The 17682-nt window shown below is 74.2% G+C and carries 15 protein-coding genes; 6 read left to right on the top strand and 9 right to left on the bottom strand.

What is annotated here, in order from left to right; translation table 11 throughout:
- Positions 1-446 precede the first annotated feature (446 nt).
- The 3 genes from ACXNSR_RS09385 to ACXNSR_RS09375 all read left to right on the top strand — a co-directional run bounded on the left by ACXNSR_RS09385 (position 447) and on the right by ACXNSR_RS09375 (position 5979).
- The gene (locus ACXNSR_RS09385) at positions 447-3896 is read left to right on the top strand and encodes a DNA polymerase III subunit alpha (protein ID WP_458641646.1); all 3450 of its coding nucleotides are present in this window, start codon (positions 447-449) and stop codon (positions 3894-3896) included.
- The gene (locus ACXNSR_RS09380; RefSeq protein WP_458641645.1) at positions 3893-4930 is read left to right on the top strand and encodes a DinB/UmuC family translesion DNA polymerase; all 1038 of its coding nucleotides are present in this window, start codon (positions 3893-3895) and stop codon (positions 4928-4930) included. The genes ACXNSR_RS09385 and ACXNSR_RS09380 overlap by 4 nt, the downstream gene beginning before the upstream one ends.
- Before the next feature lie 188 nt (positions 4931-5118).
- On the top strand, positions 5119-5979 hold the full coding sequence (locus ACXNSR_RS09375; RefSeq protein ID WP_458641644.1) for an esterase/lipase family protein: 861 nt from the start codon (positions 5119-5121) through the stop codon (positions 5977-5979).
- A gap of 129 nt (positions 5980-6108) precedes the next feature.
- On the opposite strand, the gene ACXNSR_RS09370 is transcribed toward ACXNSR_RS09375, so the two are convergent.
- The 4 genes from ACXNSR_RS09370 to ACXNSR_RS09355 all read right to left on the bottom strand — a co-directional run bounded on the left by ACXNSR_RS09370 (position 6109) and on the right by ACXNSR_RS09355 (position 9678).
- Positions 6109-7176: a lytic polysaccharide monooxygenase auxiliary activity family 9 protein gene (locus ACXNSR_RS09370; RefSeq protein WP_458641643.1), complete on the bottom strand. Its 1068-nt coding sequence runs from the start codon at positions 7174-7176 to the stop codon at positions 6109-6111.
- Positions 7177-7375: 199 nt separating this feature from the next.
- Entirely contained in the window at positions 7376-8047 is a 672-nt protein-coding gene (locus ACXNSR_RS09365) for a histone deacetylase (RefSeq protein ID WP_458641642.1), read from the bottom strand.
- 210 nt (positions 8048-8257) lie between these two features.
- Positions 8258-8740 carry a DUF402 domain-containing protein gene (locus ACXNSR_RS09360; protein ID WP_458641641.1) on the bottom strand — a complete coding sequence of 161 codons (483 nt, stop codon included), beginning with the start codon at positions 8738-8740 and terminating at the stop codon, positions 8258-8260.
- Positions 8737-9678: an N-acetyltransferase family protein gene (locus ACXNSR_RS09355; protein ID WP_458641640.1), complete on the bottom strand. Its 942-nt coding sequence runs from the start codon at positions 9676-9678 to the stop codon at positions 8737-8739. The genes ACXNSR_RS09360 and ACXNSR_RS09355 overlap by 4 nt, the downstream gene beginning before the upstream one ends.
- Before the next feature lie 71 nt (positions 9679-9749).
- Here ACXNSR_RS09355 and ACXNSR_RS09350 point away from each other — a divergent pair, with 71 nt between their 5' ends.
- The gene (locus ACXNSR_RS09350; protein ID WP_223835693.1) at positions 9750-10139 is read left to right on the top strand and encodes a GntR family transcriptional regulator; all 390 of its coding nucleotides are present in this window, start codon (positions 9750-9752) and stop codon (positions 10137-10139) included.
- 104 nt (positions 10140-10243) lie between these two features.
- Here the strand turns inward: ACXNSR_RS09350 and ACXNSR_RS09345 are convergent, their stop codons facing one another.
- Positions 10244-11341: a DUF5925 domain-containing protein gene (locus ACXNSR_RS09345; RefSeq protein WP_458643241.1), complete on the bottom strand. Its 1098-nt coding sequence runs from the start codon at positions 11339-11341 to the stop codon at positions 10244-10246.
- A 207-nt stretch (positions 11342-11548) separates the two neighbouring features.
- On the opposite strand from ACXNSR_RS09345, the gene ACXNSR_RS09340 reads away from it, so the two are divergent.
- A complete protein-coding gene (locus ACXNSR_RS09340) occupies positions 11549-12355 on the top strand; it encodes an SGNH/GDSL hydrolase family protein (protein ID WP_458643240.1) in 807 nt (268 codons plus the stop codon).
- On the opposite strand, the gene ACXNSR_RS09335 is transcribed toward ACXNSR_RS09340, so the two are convergent.
- Complete coding sequence (locus ACXNSR_RS09335) at positions 12325-14052, bottom strand: serine/threonine-protein kinase (RefSeq protein WP_458641639.1); 1728 nt, start codon at positions 14050-14052, stop codon at positions 12325-12327. The two genes, ACXNSR_RS09340 and ACXNSR_RS09335, sit on opposite strands and share 31 nt — an antisense overlap.
- Positions 14053-14331: 279 nt before the next feature.
- Here ACXNSR_RS09335 and ACXNSR_RS09330 point away from each other — a divergent pair, with 279 nt between their 5' ends.
- Positions 14332-14601, top strand: coding sequence for a hypothetical protein (locus ACXNSR_RS09330; protein WP_172671376.1), 270 nt, complete (start codon positions 14332-14334; stop codon positions 14599-14601).
- A gap of 49 nt (positions 14602-14650) precedes the next feature.
- Here ACXNSR_RS09330 and ACXNSR_RS09325 read toward each other — a convergent pair whose 3' ends face one another.
- From ACXNSR_RS09325 to ACXNSR_RS09315, 3 genes are read right to left on the bottom strand one after another with little or no spacing between them, the layout of a single operon-like run.
- Entirely contained in the window at positions 14651-15847 is a 1197-nt protein-coding gene (locus tag ACXNSR_RS09325) for a CaiB/BaiF CoA transferase family protein (protein WP_458641638.1), read from the bottom strand.
- Between the two features lie 35 nt (positions 15848-15882).
- On the bottom strand, positions 15883-16668 hold the full coding sequence (locus tag ACXNSR_RS09320) for an ABC transporter permease (protein WP_458641637.1): 786 nt from the start codon (positions 16666-16668) through the stop codon (positions 15883-15885).
- Complete coding sequence (locus ACXNSR_RS09315) at positions 16665-17657, bottom strand: ATP-binding cassette domain-containing protein (RefSeq protein WP_458641636.1); 993 nt, start codon at positions 17655-17657, stop codon at positions 16665-16667. Before ACXNSR_RS09315 ends, ACXNSR_RS09320 begins: the two co-directional genes overlap by 4 nt.
- Positions 17658-17682 lie beyond the last annotated feature (25 nt).

Raw genomic sequence — 17682 nt, 5'->3', positions numbered from 1 at the left:
GCCATGGTCGCGCCTCGTCCTGCGGGGACCCTCCTGCGTGTCCCCGCCCCACCGGTACGGCTTCGACAGCGACGGCCCGCCCCCTTCCCGGAGAGCCTGCGCCGCCGGGCGGGGGGAACCCGGCCTTCTTCCCCGTGGGCATGCGGCTGAGGGGCGGGGGGACGGGGCGGGGTGTCCCCGCAGGACGAGCGCGCACCACCGAGCACAGCCGAGACAAACCGAACCGCGCGAGCCGAGGAGACACCCCGCCCCGGCCCCCCGCCCCGGCAGACGGCCGCAACACGAACCAGCCGCCCGCAGCCCGCAGGGCCAGGTCATCGAACTAGTGTTTCGCACGGATATTCGAATTGCTCTATGGTGGAGAGCGGGGGAGGTGTTCATTCGAGCGAAGCAGGAGGCCGCGGGTGCCTGGTTTTACGCATCTGCACACCGTTTCGGGGTTCTCCATGCGCTACGGAGGCGCACACCCGCAGCGGCTGGCGGAGCGTGCCGCCGAGCGGGGCATGGACGCCCTCGCCCTGACCGACCGCGACACCCTCGCGGGCGCGGTCCGGTTCGCGAAGGCGTGCGCCCAGGCAGGCATCCGGCCGTTGTTCGGAGTGGACATGGCGGTCCCGCCCGCGACGGGTCCGGCCGGGTCGGGGGGCCCGACCGGGCCCGGCGAGGCCTCGTACCGGCGGCGCACCCCCGTCAAGGGCGGAGCCTTCGTGGACGAGTCCGCCGCGCGCGCCGTCTTCCTGGCCCGGGACGGCGCCGCCGGCTGGGCCGAGCTGTGCCGGATGGTCACCGCCGCCCACGCGGAGGCCGCCGAGGTCCCGCTGGTGCCCTGGGAGGCCCTGCGCGGGGAGGGCGTCTTCGTCCTGCTCGGGCCCGGCTCCGAGGTGGGGCGGGCGCTCGCCGCGGGCCGCCCCGACCGGGCCGCCCGGCTGCTCGCACCCTGGCGGGAGATCTACGGCGACCGCCTGCGCCTGGAGGCCGTCCACCACGGCCGCACCGGCACCGGCCCGGGCTCGCTGCGGCTGGCCGCCCGTACCGTCGGCTTCGCCGCCGAGCAGGGCGTCCCGGCCGTGCTCACGAACGCCGTCCGCTACGCCGACCCCGGCCAGGGTCCGGTCGCCGACATCCTCGACGCGGCCCGCCGCCTGGTCCCCGTCGACCGCCGCGGCCCCCTCGACAGCGGCGAGCGCTGGCTCAAGGCCCCCGCCGCCATGGCCGAGGCCGCCGACCGGATCGCGCAGGCGGCCGGTCTGCGCCCCGCCGACGCCAGGCGCCTGCTCGCGGAGACCCGGCACACCGCCGAGGCCTGTTCCGTGGACCCCGAGGACGACCTCGGCATCGGCTCCGTGCACTTCCCCGAGGCCCGGCTCGTCGGCGCGGCCCGCCGCACCGCCCAGCGGGTCCTCGCCTCCCGGGCCTCGGCGGGCATGGTGCTGCGCGGCTACGCGGGCGACCGCGCGTACTGGGAGCGGATGCACCAGGAGCTCGACATCATCGCCCACCACGGCTTCGCCTCGTATTTCCTGACGGTCGCCCAAGTGGTGGACGACGTACGGGAGATGGGAATCCGGGTGGCCGCCCGCGGCTCCGGCGCCGGTTCCCTCGTCAACCACCTGCTCGGGATCGCGCACGCCGACCCCGTCGCCCACGGCCTGCTGATGGAGCGCTTCCTCTCCAAGCGGCGGCGCGTCCTGCCCGACATCGACATCGACGTGGAGTCCGCCCGCCGGCTGGAGGTCTACCGGCGGATCATGGAGCGGTTCGGCACCGAGCGCGTCGCCACCGTCTCCATGCCCGAGACCTACCGGGTCCGGCACGCCATCCGCGACGTCGGCGCCGCCCTGTCCATGGACCCCGCCGTCACCGACCGGCTCGCCAAGGCCTTCCCGCACATCAGGGCCCGTGACGCCCGCGCCGCCCTGGAGGAACTCCCCGAACTGCGTGACGTACGGGGGGAGTCGTACGGGCGGCTGTGGGAGCTGGTCGAATCGCTGGACGCGCTGCCGCGCGGGATCGCCATGCACCCGTGCGGGGTGCTGCTCTCCGACGACTCGCTGCTCGCCCGTACGCCGGTGGTGCCCACCAGCGGCGAGGGGTTCCCCATGTCCCAGTTCGACAAGGACGACGTGGAGGAGCTCGGGCTGCTCAAGCTGGACGTGCTGGGCGTGCGGATGCAGTCCGCGATGGCCCACGCGGTCGCGGAGATCCGGCGCGGTACGGGGCGGGAGCTCGATCTGGACGACCCGGCGCAGGTGCCGCCGGGAGACCGGGCCACGTACGAGCTGATCCGCTCGGCCGAGACCCTGGGCTGCTTCCAGATCGAATCGCCGGGCCAGCGCGACCTGGTGGGGCGGCTGCAGCCGGCCACCTTCCACGACCTGGTCGTCGACATCTCGCTGTTCCGGCCGGGGCCGGTGGCCGCCGACATGGTGCGGCCCTTCATCGAGGCCCGGCACGGGCGGGCCCCGGTCCGCTTCCCGCACCCGGACCTGGCCGACGCGCTGCGCGAGACGTACGGGGTGGTGGTCTTCCACGAGCAGATCATCGAGATCGTGCACGTCATGACCGGCTGCGGGCGGGACGAGGCGGACCGGGTGCGGCGCGGGCTGTCCGACCCGCAGTCGCAGCCGCGGATCAAGGTCTGGTTCGCGGCGAAGGCCGCCGAGCGCGGCTATCCGGTCGAGGTGATCGGGCGGACCTGGGAGATCGTGGAGGCCTTCGGGTCGTACGGCTTCTGCAAGGCGCACGCGGTGGCCTTCGCGGTGCCCACGTACCAGTCGGCCTGGCTGAAGGCGCACCACCCGGCGGCCTTCTACGCCGGGCTGCTGACCCACGACCCGGGGATGTACCCGAAACGGCTGCTGCTGGCGGACGCGCGGCGGCGGGGCGTACCGGTGCTGCCGCTGGACGTGAACCGGTCGGCGGCCGCCCATCGTATCGAACTGGTGTCCTATAATGGAGGAGTGTGGGGGCTGCGGCTCGGGCTGTCCGACGTCCACGGCATCAGCGGGGCCGAGGCGGACCGGATCGAGGCGGGGCAGCCCTACGCCTCCCTGCGCGACTTCTGGGACCGGGCGCACCCGGGCCGCCCGGTCGCCGAACGGCTCGCGCAGGTCGGGGCGTTGGACGCCTTCGGCGCCAACCGGCGGGACCTGCTGCTGCACGTGTCCGAACTGCACGGCGCGCAGCGGGCCGCAGGCGTGCGCGGTTCCCAACTCCCCTTGGGGGGCGGCCGGTCCACGGCCCCCGTCGGGCTGCCCGACCTGACCGAGACGGAACGGCTCAGCGCCGAGCTGGGCGTCCTCGGCATGGACGCCTCCCGGCACCTGATGGAGGACCACCGCGCCTTCCTGGCCGAACTGGGAGTGATCCCGGCGCGTCGGCTGCGCGACACCGAGCACGGGCAGACCGTGCTGGTCGCGGGGGCCAAGGCGGCCACCCAGACCCCGCCGATCCGCTCCGGGAGGCGGGTCATCTTCACGACGCTGGACGACGGGACGGGCCTGGTCGACCTGGCCTTCTTCGACGACAGCCACGAACGCTGCGCGCACACCGTCTTCCACTCCTTCCTGCTGCTGGTACGGGGTGTCGTGCAGCGTCGGGGCCCGCAGAGCCTGAGCGTGGTCGGGGCGGCCGCGTGGAACCTGGCGGAGCTGGTGGAACTGCGGGCGGCGGGCGGCCTGGACGCGGTCGCGGCCCGTCTTGCCGAACCGGCGGCCGAACTGGCGGCCCCGGACGCCGGCGGGGAGCCTGCGGGGGAGGGTCCGCGGGGCCCCGGCCGCAGGATCCGCATGTCCACGGGGTACGAGATGAACCCCTGGGCCGACCTCCAGCCGCCCGGCACCGGCCCCGCGACCGGCCGCAAGCTGTGGCACTCCAGCCCGGGGAGCGCGGGATGACCGCCGGGACGGCCGGGACCGCCGGGGCCGCCGCCGAGCGGGTCGTGATGTGCCTGCGCCCGTACCCCGCCGACGGGGGCCCGCTCGGGGCCCGGGAGTACGCCGGGGTGCTCGCGCTGCTCGGGGGCATCACCCCGGCCGTGCAGGCCCTGGCGCCCGACACCGTCCTCGCCGAGGTGCGGGGCGCCCTGCGGTACTTCGACTGCGACGCCACCCGGCTGGCCGCCGTGATCCGGGTCAGGGCCCTCGCCCTGTACGGAGTGGACGCCGCCGTCGGCGTGGCCGGCAACCCCATGCTGGCCCGGGCGGCGGCCCGCGAGGCCCGGCCCGGGCAGACCCTGGTGATCCCCGGGGAGCCCGCCGCCGTACGGGACTTCCTGGCGGGCAAGCCCGTCACCGCCCTCGACGGGGTCGGGCCGAAGGCCGCCCGCACCCTGTGCTCCTACGGCCTCGATTCCGTCGGCCGGGTCGCCGCCGCCCCGCCCGCCGCCCTGCGGCGGATCCTCGGCGCGCGGCTCGGCCGCGAGGTGCACGAGCGCGCCCTGGGGATCGACCGGACCCCCGTCCGGCCGGGCGCTGCCGCCCGCGCCGTCGCCGCCGAGCGGCTCTTCGATCTGGACGAGCTGGATCCCGTACGGCACCGGCGGGCCCTGCTCTCGCTGACGGAGGAGCTCGGCGCGAAGCTTCGTACACGGGACCAGGGCCGGGGGCAGGTCTGCCGCGCCCTCTCGCTCACCGTCCGCTGCGCCGACCGCACCACGCTCACCCGGACGCGCACCCTGGCCGAGCCCACCGCGCACTCGGCCGCCCTGACCGCCACGGCCTACGCCCTCTACGCGGGCCTCGGCCTGCAGCGGGCCCGGGTCCGTGCGCTGTCCCTGCGCGCCGAGGACCTGACCTCGGCCGAACGGGCCGCGCGGCAGCTCAGCCTCGACCCCGAGGACGAGAAGGCCCGCCGCCTGGAGGCCGTCACGGACCGGGTCCGCGCGCGCTTCGGGCCGCATGCGATCGCCCGCGGCACACTGGCCGCCTGACGGTCCGTCCGGTGCCGTACGCCGGTCGCCCGGGCGACGCGTGAGTTTTTACCGACGCGTAACTTCCCTGCATTGCTACTCACCCGTAATTTAGCGGCAGCAGCTCCCCCCTTGTGATCCGGATCACGGGACGAACCCCCACGCTCATCCCCTCATCCCCCTGAGTCGACCCGCGAGGAGATCACCCGATGCTGCCCTGGAGACGCCTGCTCCGCCCACTCGTCGTCCTCACCCTCGCCGCCGCCGCGCTCGTCGCCCCCACCGGCGCGGCGCAGGCCGCGGCCGCCCCCAGCAGCGGCTGGAACAACTGGTCGTGCAAGCCGTCCGCCGCGCACCCGCGCCCCGTCGTGCTCGTGCACGGCACCTTCGGCAACTCCTGGGACAACTGGCTCGGCCTCGCCCCGTACCTCGTGCACCGCGGGTACTGCGTCTACTCGCTCGACTACGGTCAACTGCCCGGCGTGCCCCTCTTCAACGGGCTCGGCCCCATCGACAAGTCCGCCGGACAGCTCGACGCCTTCGTCGACCGGGTCCTCGCCGCCACCGGCTCCGCCAAGACCGACATCATCGGGCACTCGCAGGGCGGCATGATGCCGCGCTACTACCTGAAGTTCCTGGGCGGCGCCTCGAAGGTCAACGCGCTGGTCGGGCTCGCCCCCGACAACCACGGCACCACCCTGCTCGGATTCACCAAGCTCCTGCCCTACTTCCCCGGGGCCGAGGACCTGATCAGCACCGCGACCCCGGGCCTCGCCGACCAGATCGCCGGCTCCGCCTTCCTGCAGAAGCTCAACGAGGGCGGGGACACCGTGCCCGGGGTGAAGTACACGGTCATCGCGACCAAGTACGACGAGGTGGTGACGCCGTACCGGAGCGGCTTCCTGGACGGGCCGGACGTCCGCAACGTCGTCCTCCAGGACCTGTGCTTCCTGGACCTCTCGGAGCACGTCGCCATCGGCCTCACCGACCGGATCGCCTGGCACGAGGCGGTCAACGCCCTCGACCCGGCCAACGCCGAACGGACCACCTGCGCCTCGGTCTTCGACTGACCGACGGGCCCGGGCGGTCCGACGCGGCGCCAGGATCCCCGCAGGGGTCCTGGCGCCGCGGCGTCCGAGGCCGGGCCCAGGTCGTCTCTTTCGGATCTTGCCGGGCCGACAAGATCCGAAAGAGACGGCCTAGCGGCCGTGGCGGCCCGTCATCGTACGCGCGGTACGGCGGCGGGCGGCCGCGAACAGCGCGGCCGCGCCGACGGCCAGGGCGGCGGCCCCGGCGATCGCGATCGTCGGGGTGGCGCTGTTGCCGCCCGTCTCCGCGAGGTTGTCCTTGGCCGTGGCCGGCGAGGAGGAGCCGGCCGCGAGCGGGACGGCGGCGGAATCCTTCGCGCCGTTCGTCTTCGGGTCGTTGTCTCCGTGGCCGTTGTGCTCCACCGTGGACTTGCCGGCGCCGTCGGAGATCTGCTGGTCGGTCGGGGCCGAGGGCTTGTCCGCCGGCTTGTCGGACGGCTTGTCGCTCGGCCTGCCGCCGGGCTTGCCGCTCGGCTTGGTACCCGTCCCGGTGGTCGGAGCGGTACCGGAGCCGCCGCCGTTGCCGCCGTTGTCCTTGCCGAAGACCACGTCCGAGCAGGTGTAGAAGGCCTCCGGGCTGTCTGAGCGCTGCCAGATGCTGTAGATCAGGTGGCGGCCCGACTTGTTCGGGACGGTCCCGGAGAAGACGTAGTCGCCGTTCTGCATGCCCGGGTCGGTGACCTTCGCGAACGGTGTGGGCTCCAGGTCGGACCAGGCCAGGGGCTTGGTCGGGTCGTAGCCGTCCTTCGTGACGTACAGCTCGAAGGAGCCCTTGTGCGGGGCGGTGCCCTTGTAGCGGAAGGTGTGCGCGCCGGCGGTCATCGGGCCGGCCGGCCAGTCGGCACGGGCCAGGTCCAGTCCCCGGTACTTGTCGTTGCCGGCCGAGCAGAGCTGCCCGTTCGGGATCAACGACCGGTGGTTGCCGGCCGCGTTGGCGATGTTCACCGCGTTCCAGTCGTAGAACGGCTGCGTCCCGGCGGCTGCGACCGCCGCCTTGCACGCCGCCGACTTCGGGGACTCGGGCCCTTCGGCGTAGCACGCGGCCACCCGGCTGACCGGGTCCGTCATCGAACCGTGGGCGACCGCCGGAGCCGCCGCGTACGCGGCCAGCGCGAGCGGGGCCAGGCCGGTGGAGGCGATGCGGGTCAGTGTGACGGCGGTGCGGCGGCGTGCGGGCATGGGTGGTCTCCTTCGGGCGCAAGGCAGGGCGTGCCGGCGGAATCGGGCTCGGCGCGACAGCGGGCCCTTCCTGTCCTGGCCCGGCCAAGCTAGCCGCCCCGACCACGCCTTTCGCCGCCTCGGGCCGCCCGGAACGGATCCTTAGGGTCCTCTTAACCCGGGGACAAGCGCCGCCTCAGGAAGCGGGCCCGGCAGGGCGTCACCGGCCGGGGCCGGCCGTAAGCAGGGCCCTCACCTGTGCGGCCGTCCAGTTGCCGGCGGCGCCGGGGCAGGCCGCGAGGTAGCCGGCGATGTCCTGCTCCTCCCAGGGGCCGGACTCCAGGAGCCCGGCGGCCAGGTAGCGCAGGTACGCGCCGGACGGGTTGAGCACCTCGACGTCCCGCAGGCTCCACGGCGCGGTGAAGGTCAGCATGGGGATGCCCTCGATCGTGCCCGGGCAGATCAGGGTCTGGTACCGACCCGGGCCCAGCTCGTCACGACCGTCCCGCAGGGCCGCCGTCAGGTCCAGGTCCGTCCCCGGCTCCTCGTACATCTCCTGTGCGGCGATGTCGGACATCTGACCCACCGTCACCAGGTGCGCCCGGCCGCGCGTACGCCCGGGAGCCGTGGGGTCGTAGAACGCCCGGCCCCCCGTCCACACCGGGGACTCCGTGGCGAAGTACAGGCGGCCTGCCAGCTCGACCGGGATCGAGCGCTCGGGCGCCCTGTGGTCCCGGCAGCCCGGGTACGTGCGTGCCGCGCCCGGCGGGGTCCCTCCGGCGAGGTACGCGGCGAGGCGGTCCATGTGCATGTTGGATCCGTAGGAGGCGTACCAGACCCTCTCGGGCGTGGGGATCGACTCGGCGAGCGGGGTGGCGGTGTGGACGGGCACGCTCGGTTCCTCGGAGATCGGAGGTCGGAGACAGGGGGATGCGGGTGGCGGGACCAGGGGTTCGGGGATCCGGAATCTCCCCTGTCATATGCCTATCGGGCCACTGGGGCCCGTGCGTATGGTGTGGCTCCGGACCATCCCGGGCCCGGCGCCCTCCCGGCTCCCCACGGGAGGGCCGCCGCGCGCCCCGCCCCCGCCCCGCCCCGGCTCCTAGGGGAGGAGCGCGGACAGGCCGGCCGCGGACCGGGCCTGCTCGTCCAGCGCGTCGAGGGCCCGTACGGCCTGGGCCGCGGCCTCCGGGTCGGTCGCGGTGAGCCCGCTCCCGGCGAACTCGTCCTCGTCCAGGCGCAGCACGGAGCTCCCGTCCGCCGAGACCCACAGGTCGAGGTCCAGGTCGTCCACGAGGATCTCCCCGCTCCGCACCACGGCCGGGCGCGTGACGTCGCAGTACCAGCCCTTGAGGACACCGCCCGCGGTCCACACCTCCTTGACCGCGTACCAGCGGGTCCGCCAGAAGTGCTCGACGAACACGTCGCCCGGCTCGAAGCGCACGAAGCCGAAGTCCCGCACGCCCTCCGCCGCCCAGGGGGCGCGCACGGAGATCCGGTCGCCGTCGTCCGAGACCTGCGCCGCCGGGTAGCGGATCTTGGTCCGTCCGGCCTTGGTCAGGACGACGGTCAGCTGTGCGGTCACAGTGTCTCCAGCCTCTTCGTGTAGCGCTTCTCGGACGCGCAGATCTCGTAACCGAACCACTCGTTGATGGCGAGCATCGGGCCGTTGCCCGCGTCGTTCCCGGTGAAGGCCTCGGTGTACCCGGCCGCCCGGGCCCGGTGCAGGGAGGCCGTCTTGGCGAGCTTGGCCAGCCCCCGGCCGCGGAAGGCGCGCAGGGTGCCGGTCATCGCCGAGCCGTAGCGGGTGGCGCCGTCGGTCTGCGCCGCGGCGAAGGAGGCCACGACGCCGTCGACCACGGCGACGGTGGTCAGCTCCTTGTCGAGGGTCGGGCTGTTCCAGGTGTGCGCGAGCCAGTCCTCGTAGTCGTCGAACTCCACCGGCACGTCGCCCGGTTCGTCGGAGGTCGCCTCGGCGTCGGCCTCGAACAGCGGCCGCGGGTCGGCGGCGAAGGCGGAGCCGGGGCGCAGTTCGACCCCGGGCGGAAGGTCCCGCGGGAGCTCGGGCAGGGTGGCCGCGGCCAGGTCCAGGCGCAGGAAGTGCGCAGACCGGCTGGGGCGGTACCCGTGCCGCTCGGCGAAGGCGCGCGGGGCGGGCTCGTCGAGCACCCAGGCGTACACGTCCACCGCGCCGCGCGCGGAGAGGTGCTCCTCGGCGGTGCGCAGCAGGAGGGCACCGGCGCCGAGGCCGCGGTGGGCGGGGTCGACGTAGGCGTTCACGTAGGACTGGCCGGGCTCGGGGCTGTCGTGCGCGATGCCGACCTGGGCCGCGCCGATGATCCGGCCGTCCGGGGTCTCGGTGACGAGGATCCGGTGGTGCTTCGCCGGGTGGGCGCCGGCGAGCTCGGAGGCCACGCTCTCGGCGGTGACGATCAGGAACGGCAGGGCGGCGCGGCGTACCCGTGCGACGGACTCCGCGTCCGAGGGATCGCCGGCGCGGATGTCGCGGATCGTTACGGTCATGGGGCAGACGCTACGTGCGCCTTCGCGGCGGGCGCCTCCCAATTAACCGCCGATGGGGGACAATCACCCGCGTGACCTCGACGAACCTGAAGATCACCATCGACGGCTCGGCCGGGTCGGCCGCCCCGTACGAACAGCTGCGCGCGCAGATCGCCGACCGGGCCCGGTCGGGGAAACTCCCGGCGGGCTTCAAGCTGCCGACGGTACGGGGCCTCGCGGAGGAGCTGGGGCTGGCCGCCAACACGGTCGCGAAGGCGTACCGGGCGCTGGAGGCGGACGCCGTGATCGAGACGCGGGGCCGGAACGGGACCTTCATCGCGGCCGCCGGGGACGCGGTGTCCCGGGAGGCGGCGTCCGCCGCGCAGGCGTACGCGGACCGGGTCCACCGCCTCGGTCTGACGCAGGCCGAAGCCCTCGCCGCCGCCACGGACGCCCTCCGGGCCAGGTACGCCGCGAAGTAGCCGCCCCCGCGGCCGGGCTCCGGGGGCTCCGCCCCCGGACCCCCTACGGCGCTCCGCGCCCGCGCCTCAAACGCCGGCGGGGCTGAATTGGGCCCCGCCGGAGGCTAGAGGTACAGCCCCGCCTCCGAGCTGTGCGGCTGCGGTGGCAGGATCGACGCCGGGCCCGTGCCGCGGCGCAGGGCGAACAGCTCCGCCAGGCTGGCGCCCTCTCGGGATACGCCCTCGTCCGTGCCCAGCCAGTCCACCGCCTCCCGGTGCGTCAGCCGGCCGACCTCGATGCGCGCCAGGCAGCGCCCCGGACGGACCACCGCCGGGTGGAGCCGTTCCAGGTCCTCGTTGGTGGTGACTCCCACCAGGACGTTGCGGCCCTGCCCCAGCAGTCCGTCCGTCAGGTTCAGCAGCCGGGACAGCGCCTGCCCGGCGGTGTGGCGGGCCTCGCCCCGGATCAGCTCGTCGCAGTCCTCCAGCAGCAGCAGCCGCCAGCGGCCCTTCGCCGTGCCCTCGTCCTCGCCGATCGCGATGTCCATTAGGTAGCCGACGTCGTTGAACAGCCGCTCCGGGTCCAGCACGCAGTCCACCTGGCACCAGTCCCGCCAGGACCGGGCCAGCGTGCGCAGCGCGGAGGTCTTGCCGGTGCCGGGCGGTCCGTGCAGCAGCAGCAGCCGGCCCGCGATGTCGTCCGGGGTCACCTTCATCAGCCGGTCCATCGCTCCGGCCACCGGCGCGGTGTAGTTGGGGCGCACCTCCGCCCAGGTCCCGGCCGCGATCTGGCGGGTCGTCCGGTACGGGCCGCGGCGCGGGGAGACGTACCAGAAGCCCATCGTGACGTTCTCGGGCTGCGGTTCGGGCTCGTCCTGCACGCCCTCCGTGGCCCTGCCGAGCACGCCGGCGGCGAGTTCGTCGCTCACCGCCGTCACGGTGACGTCCGCGCCCCGGCTCCAGCGCGAGACGAGCATGGTCCAGCCCTCGCCCTCGGCGAGGGTGGCGCTGCGGTCGCTGTCGCGCGCCGAGCGCAACACCGTGGCCTCCGGCGGCAGGAGGGTGGCCTCCGCCTTGACCCGCTCGATCGACACGCTGTGCGAGTACGGCTGCTCGCCCGACGCGAACCGGCCGAGGAAGAGCGCGTCGACGACGTCCGACGGTGAGTCGCTGTCGTCGACGTTGAGCCGGATCGGCAGCGCGTCCTGCGGGTTGGCTGACATGGCGCCCATGATCCGGCACGCGGTGGCCTCGTGCACCCGTGTTTCGCCGGATCGGGTGGCCCGGGTGCCCTCTTCAAACGCCATCGGAGTGAAGGTTCGGGTCGCAACTCTTCCCCGAACCTTCTTGGCATGGACACTTCCAGCCATCCTCGGCTGCTTGTACCACGGACTCAGGAGTAACCCCCACAAGGAGCCGCACACATGAGCTTGAAACTGTCGCGCTTCGCTGCCCTGACCTCCTCCCTCCTACTCGCCGCGGGCGCCACCCTGTTCGGCGCGGGCCAGGCGGCCGCCACCGCCCGGGCCGACTTCGGCTACGTCGCCCTCGGCGACTCGTACTCCTCCGGCGTCGGCGCCGGCAACTACGACGGCGCGAGCGGCAACTGCAAGCGCACCAACCGCGCCTATCCGGCCCTGTGGGCCGCCGCCCATTCCCCCCAGACCTTCTCCTTCACCGCCTGCTCGGGCGCTCGTACGGGTGATGTCCTCGCGAACCAGCTCGCCCCGCTCAACTCCGGTACCGACCTGGTCAGCATCACCATCGGAGGCAACGACGCCGGATTCTCCGACGTCATGACGACCTGCGTCCTCCAGGCCGAATCCACCTGCGTCAGCCGCGTGAACCAGGCCAAGGCCTACGTCGACTCCACCCTCCCAGGTCAACTCGACCAGGTCTACAACGCCATCGACAGCCGCTCGCCCGGCGCGCACGTCGTCGTCCTCGGCTACCCCCGCTTCTACAAGCTGAACGGCACCTGCACGACCGGCCTGACCGAGGGCGAACGGGCCGCCATCAACGGCGCCGCCGACTACCTCAACGCCGCCATCGCCAAACGCGCCGCCAACCACGGCTTCACCTTCGCCTCGGTCGCCGGTGCCTTCACGGGTCACGAGATCTGCTCCGGCAGCGCGTGGCTGCACAGCGTCAACTGGCTCAACATCGGCGAGTCGTACCACCCGACCGCGGCCGGACAGTCCGGCGGCTACCTGCCGGTCCTCACGAACGCCGCCTGATCGGCCCGCTCCGGCTCGCCGGTCGCGGGACTCACCGGACTCACCGGACTCGCGGGACCCGTCGGCGCACTCGCCGTCGGCGAGGCCGGTGACGGACTCGGTCCGGGGGAGGGGGCCCCGCTCGTCGGGGTCTCCTTCCGGCACGTCACCGAGGTGGCCACCCACTGGGTGGCCACCTCGGCCGGTCCCCGCACCTCCAGCCGGACCGCGTCCTCGAAGACCCCGTCCGGTTCGTGGGTGAGCTCCGTGTGCTCCAGCCGCCGGCTCCTCGGCCCGCCCTCCTCGTACGTGACGGAGCGCCAGTCGGGGCCGGACGTCCGCCCGCTCCGCGTGGCCCAGCGGTACTCCAGTACTACCGGGGTGCGCTCCACCTCGACGGTGGCCGTGAAGGCGGGCGCGGACCCGGCGGGCGGCGGGCAGCTGCCGGTGTAGGAGGAGCGCACCGCGTCCACGTACACCGAGACGTGCTGCCCCGGAGCGGCCGGGGCGGACCCCGACGCCGGGGCCGACGGAGCCGTCGAAGGGGGAGTGGTGACGCCCCGGGCGGTGGTGGCCGAGCCGGTCGGCGCACCGCTGTTCCCGCCGTCCTTCCCGCCCGTGTCCGCACGGTCCCTGACCAGCAGCCACCCCACCGCGACCAGGGCCAGCAGCATCAGCACGATCCCGGCCGTCAGCAGCAGCCCGGCGCGGCCCTCGTGCGCCCCGGGCCCCGGTCCGGGACCGGGCCCGGACGCGGGCCGTGGCGGCGGTGTCCCGTACGGCGCCGTGCGCGCCGCCGCGTACGGCTCGCCCGCCCCCTGTCCGTGGTGCGCCGCCGCGGTCGTCTGCGCGTCCGGCCCCGACGCCGGTCCGCCGGGGTCCCGTACGGTCCCGCCCGCGCCCACCACGCGCAGCATCCGGGCCGCCTCCGCCGCGGGCAGCCGCTCGGCCGGGTCCTTGCGCAGCAGCCCCTCCAGTACGGGCTGCAGCGCACCGGCCCGGCGCGGCGGCGGCAACTCCGCGTCCACCACGGCCCGCAGGGTGTCCAGTGCGGTGGCCCGCCGGAAGGGCGAGACCCCCTCGACGGCGGCGTAGAGCATGACGCCGAGCGCCCACAGGTCCGACGCGGGTCCCGGATCGCGCCCCGACGCCCGCTCCGGTGCCAGGAATTCGGGTGAGCCGACCACCTCGCCCGTCATGGTGATCGCCGAGGAGCCCTCCAGGGTCGCGATCCCGAAGTCGCCGAGCACCACCCGGCCGTCGTTGGCGATCAGGACGTTGCCCGGCTTCACGTCCCGGTGCAGCACCCCCGAGTCGTGCGCGCAGCGCAGCGCGGCGAGTACCTGTTCCCCGATGTGCGCGGCCCGCTGAGGGGCCATCGGCCCCTCGGCCTCCAGTACCTCCGCCAGCGAGAGCCCGCGCACCAGCTCCATCACGATCCAGGGGCGCCCGCCCTCGGAGGCCACGTCGTAGACGGTGACGACCCCGCGGTGCGAGACCCGGGCCGCGGCCCAGGCCTCCCGCTCCAGCCGCCGGTACAGCCGCTCCAGTTCGGCGGGTTCCAGTCCGGCCGGCGCCCGCACCTCCTTGACGGCGACCTCGCGGGCGAGTACCTCGTCGCGGGCCCGCCACACGATGCCCATCCCGCCCCGGCCGATCGGTTCGAGCAGCCGGTAGCGGCCCGACACGACACGACCGGAGTTCGATTGGTCACTCACGCGCGCCCCCGAGTGTGCTCCCGTGCGCCCGCCTGTCATCGGGCGATCACTCCAAGTTAGCGCAGTGCGAGCCATGTGGCTCCTGTCGTGACGGGACTGGTGCAGAGGCCTTCCGCAGCGTGACGTCTGTGCGGAGAGTAATCGGCGACTCCGTTGAGTAATCGTCAACTCCCCGTCGCCGCAGGGGTAATTCACACCACCGGGATACCCGGGGGCGACGCGGGGGCGATAGGGTTAACCTGCCCGGGCCGGGTGCCCTCGTACGGGTGGGGAGAGATCATGGAACAGATAGCAATGCGCAGCAGGCCGCCTCGCGTGCCTGCCATCACCTGCGGCAGCAGTGCGACCAGTTCGCGCCTCGACCGCCACCTCGCCGTGCTGGGCGGTCCCGCCGTCCCGCACCGGGAGGCCGCCGAGGCGACGCTGCTGATGCGCGAGCTCACCTCCCGCGACCACACGCACCGTCTGCGGAGCCGGAGCGCGCGCGTCTCGCTCTTCGCGCCGCTGCGCCGTCTGCGTCGCACGCTCTTCGGCAGCCGCCGCTCGTAACCTTCCCCGTACCGCAGCCGTCGGCCCCCGGGCCACCGGCTCCCCGGCCCTACCCGATCACACCGTCCCGGCGCAGTTCCGAGATCTGTGCGTCCACCATCCCCAGGGCGCGCAGCAGAGGGTCGGTGTGCTCGCCCAGCGCGGGCACCGCACCCATGTGCGGTGCCGCGCCGCCTGGCAGTCCGATCGGCGGCAGCAAGGCCCGCAGCGGACCGACCGGTGAATCCACCTCCCGCCAGCGGTCCCGGGCCGCGAGTTGCGGATGCCCGGCCAGCTGGGCCACCGAGTTCAGCCGCGCGCACGCGATGCCCGCCGCCTCCAGCCGCCCGATCGCCTCGTCCGCGCCGAGCCGGCCCAGCGCCTGTGCCACCACCGCGTCGGTCTTCTCCCGGTTCGCGGTGCGCGCCGCGTTCGTCGCGTACGCCGGGTCCCCGGCCAGGTCGGGCCGTTCCAGGACCTGTTCGGCCAGCCGCCGCCACTCGCGGTCGTTCTGCACCGACAGCAGCACCCGGTCGCCGTCGGCCGTCGGGTAGGCGTCGTAGGGCGCGATCACCGCGTGCGCGAGGCCGGTTCGTACGGGCTGCTCCCCGCCGTGCATCGTGTGGTGCAGCGGGTGGCCCATCCACTCGGCGAGCGCGTCCAGCATGGACACCTCCACCCGGCCCCCGCGCCCGGTGGTCCCGCGGCGCAGCAGAGCGGCCAGGACGCCCGAGAAGGCGTACATGGCCGCCGCGATGTCCGCCGCCGGGATGCCCGCCTTGACGGGCCGCTCCGGGGTGCCGGTCACCGACACCAGGCCCGCCTCGCACTGGACGAGCATGTCGTAGGCGCGCTTGTGGGCGTACGGGCCCTCCGGGCCGTAGCCGGAGACGTCCACGGCGACCAGCCGGGGGTAACGCGCGCACAGCGCGGCCGAGTCGAGCCCCAGCCGGGCCGCGGCCCCCTGCGCGAGGTTCTGCACGAAGACGTCGGCCCCGGCCAGCAGCGCGTGCAGGACCTCCCGGCCGCGCGGGTCCTTCAGGTCGAGCGCGATCGACTCCTTGCCCCGGTTGGCCCACACGAAGTGCGAGGCGAGTCCGTGCGCGGCCGTGTCGTAGGCGCGGGCGAAGTCGCCGCCGTCGGGGCGTTCCACCTTGATCACCCTGGCGCCCAGGTCCGCGAGCTGACGGGTGGCGAAGGGGGCCGAGACGGCCTGTTCGACGGCGACGACGGTGATGCCGTCCAGGGGGAGCGGTTCGGTAGCCATGGGCCCTGCCTACCTGGTCGGACGGGCCGCTGTCACTACCGGCCGCGCGCGAACCTGCGGGTCGCCAGCGGCACGAACAGCGCGAGCAGCAGCCCCGACCACAGCAGCGCCCCCGCCACGGGATGGGCGGCGGGCCACGCGGCGCCCGCCGCGGCCTCGCCCCCGGCGTTCCCGCACAGCGTGCGCACGGCGGTGGCGACGGCGCTGATCGGGTTCCACTCGGCGACCGCGCGCAGCCACCCGGGCAGCCCCGCGGTCGGCAGGTACGCGCTGGAGAGCATCGGCAGGACGAAGGTGGCGCTGCCGAGCTGGCCGGCCGCCTCCTCGCTGCTGCTCAGCAGGCCGAGGTACGTGCCCACCCACGCGGTGGCGAAGCGGAACAGCAGCAGCACGCCGAGGGCCCCCAGCGCACCGGGCAAGCCGTTCTCGATGCGCCAGCCCATCGCCATCCCCACCAACATCAGCGGCACCATGGACACGCCGGTGGTCAGCAGGTCGGCGGCCGTCTGTCCGAGCGGTACGGCGGTGCGGCTCATCGGCAGGGTCCGGAAACGGTCCATCACCCCGCGGTGGGCGTCCTGGGCGGCCGTGAACATGCCCGTCATCAGGCCGTTCGCGGCGGTGGCCGCGAGCAGTCCGGGGACCAGGAACTCCCGGTACTCCGCGCCCGGCATGGCGAGCGCGCTGCCGAAGACGTAGCCGAAGAACAGCAGCATGGTGATCGGCATCGTCTGGGTGAGGACCAGCAGCGCCGGGGCGTGCCGCGCCTTCTGGAGCTGACGGGTGAGGACGGCTCCGCCGTCGGACAGCAGGGTGCTCATGCGGCGTACTCCTGATCGGCGGTGGCGGCCGCGACGGCGGTGCCGTGGGCCCGGGTGAGGCGCAGGAACACCTCGTCGAGGGTGGGCGGGCGCAGGGTCGCGTCCGTGACCGGGACTCCGGCGGTGTCGAGTTCCCGGATGATCCGCGGCAGGGTGAGGGCGCCGTCGAGGACGGTGACCCCGACGGCCAGCCGCTCCTCGTCGAGCACGGGCCGGCCGCCGGTGAGCCGGTCGAGCACGGCGGCGGCGCGGGTGAGCGCCCCGGGCTCCGCGACGGTGACCTCGGCGCGGGCGCCGATCCGGGCCTTCAGCCGGGCCGGGGTGCCGGTGGCGGCGACCCGGCCCCGGTCGACGACCGCGATCTCGTCGGCCAGCCGGTCGGCTTCCTCCAGGTACTGGGTGGTGAGCAGGACCGTCGTGCCCTCGGAGCCCTTCTCGGCGAGTTCCCGCACCGCCGTCCAGATCTGCTCGCGGGCCGCCGGGTCCAGGCCGGTGGTCGGCTCGTCGAGGAACAGCACCCGGGGCCGGGTGACCAGGCCGGCGGCCAGGTCCAGACGCCGCTTCATGCCGCCGGACCAGGTGGCGGACACCCGGTCGGCGGCCTCGCCGAGTCCGAAGCGCTCCAGCAGCTCGTCCGCGCGGGCCCGGCCCGCGCGGCCGCGCAGTCCGGCCAGCCGGGCGAAGAGCCGGAGGTTCTCACGGCCCGTCAGATCCCCGTCGACGGAAGCGTACTGGCCGGTGACGCCGATGGCGCGGCGTACGGCCGCGGGATCCCGGGCGATGTCGTGACCGGCGACGAGGGCGCGGCCGCCAGTGGGTGCGGTGAGCGTGGTGAGGATCCGGACGGCGGTGGTCTTTCCCGCGCCGTTGGGGCCGAGGAGGCCGCAGACCGTGCCCTCGGGGACGGCGAGGTCGAGGCCGCGCAGGGCGTGGACCTCCCCGTAGCTCTTCTCCAGACCCTCACTAAGTACAGCGTACGTAGTAGTCATGTGTGCCACCGTACCTCACTGCGTA

Source organism: Streptomyces sp. NC-S4 (assembly GCF_054353315.1).
This window is presented reverse-complemented; position numbering and strand designations above follow the sequence as displayed.

Bases quoted from the DNA above. Each gene is read 5' to 3' on its own strand.
- ACXNSR_RS09315 (WP_458641636.1), bottom strand. From the start codon at position 17,657: ATGACTACTACGTACGCTGTACTTAGTGAGGGTCTGGAGAAGAGCTAC.
- ACXNSR_RS09375 (WP_458641644.1), top strand. From the start codon at position 5,119: ATGCTGCCCTGGAGACGCCTGCTCCGCCCACTCGTCGTCCTCACCCTC.
- ACXNSR_RS09330 (WP_172671376.1), top strand. From the start codon at position 14,332: ATGGAACAGATAGCAATGCGCAGCAGGCCGCCTCGCGTGCCTGCCATC.
- ACXNSR_RS09325 (WP_458641638.1), bottom strand. From the start codon at position 15,847: ATGGCTACCGAACCGCTCCCCCTGGACGGCATCACCGTCGTCGCCGTC.
- ACXNSR_RS09355 (WP_458641640.1), bottom strand. From the start codon at position 9,678: ATGACCGTAACGATCCGCGACATCCGCGCCGGCGATCCCTCGGACGCG.
- ACXNSR_RS09370 (WP_458641643.1), bottom strand. From the start codon at position 7,176: ATGCCCGCACGCCGCCGCACCGCCGTCACACTGACCCGCATCGCCTCC.
- ACXNSR_RS09385 (WP_458641646.1), top strand. From the start codon at position 447: ATGCGCTACGGAGGCGCACACCCGCAGCGGCTGGCGGAGCGTGCCGCC.
- ACXNSR_RS09380 (WP_458641645.1), top strand. From the start codon at position 3,893: ATGACCGCCGGGACGGCCGGGACCGCCGGGGCCGCCGCCGAGCGGGTC.
- ACXNSR_RS09345 (WP_458643241.1), bottom strand. From the start codon at position 11,341: ATGTCAGCCAACCCGCAGGACGCGCTGCCGATCCGGCTCAACGTCGAC.
- ACXNSR_RS09320 (WP_458641637.1), bottom strand. From the start codon at position 16,668: ATGAGCACCCTGCTGTCCGACGGCGGAGCCGTCCTCACCCGTCAGCTC.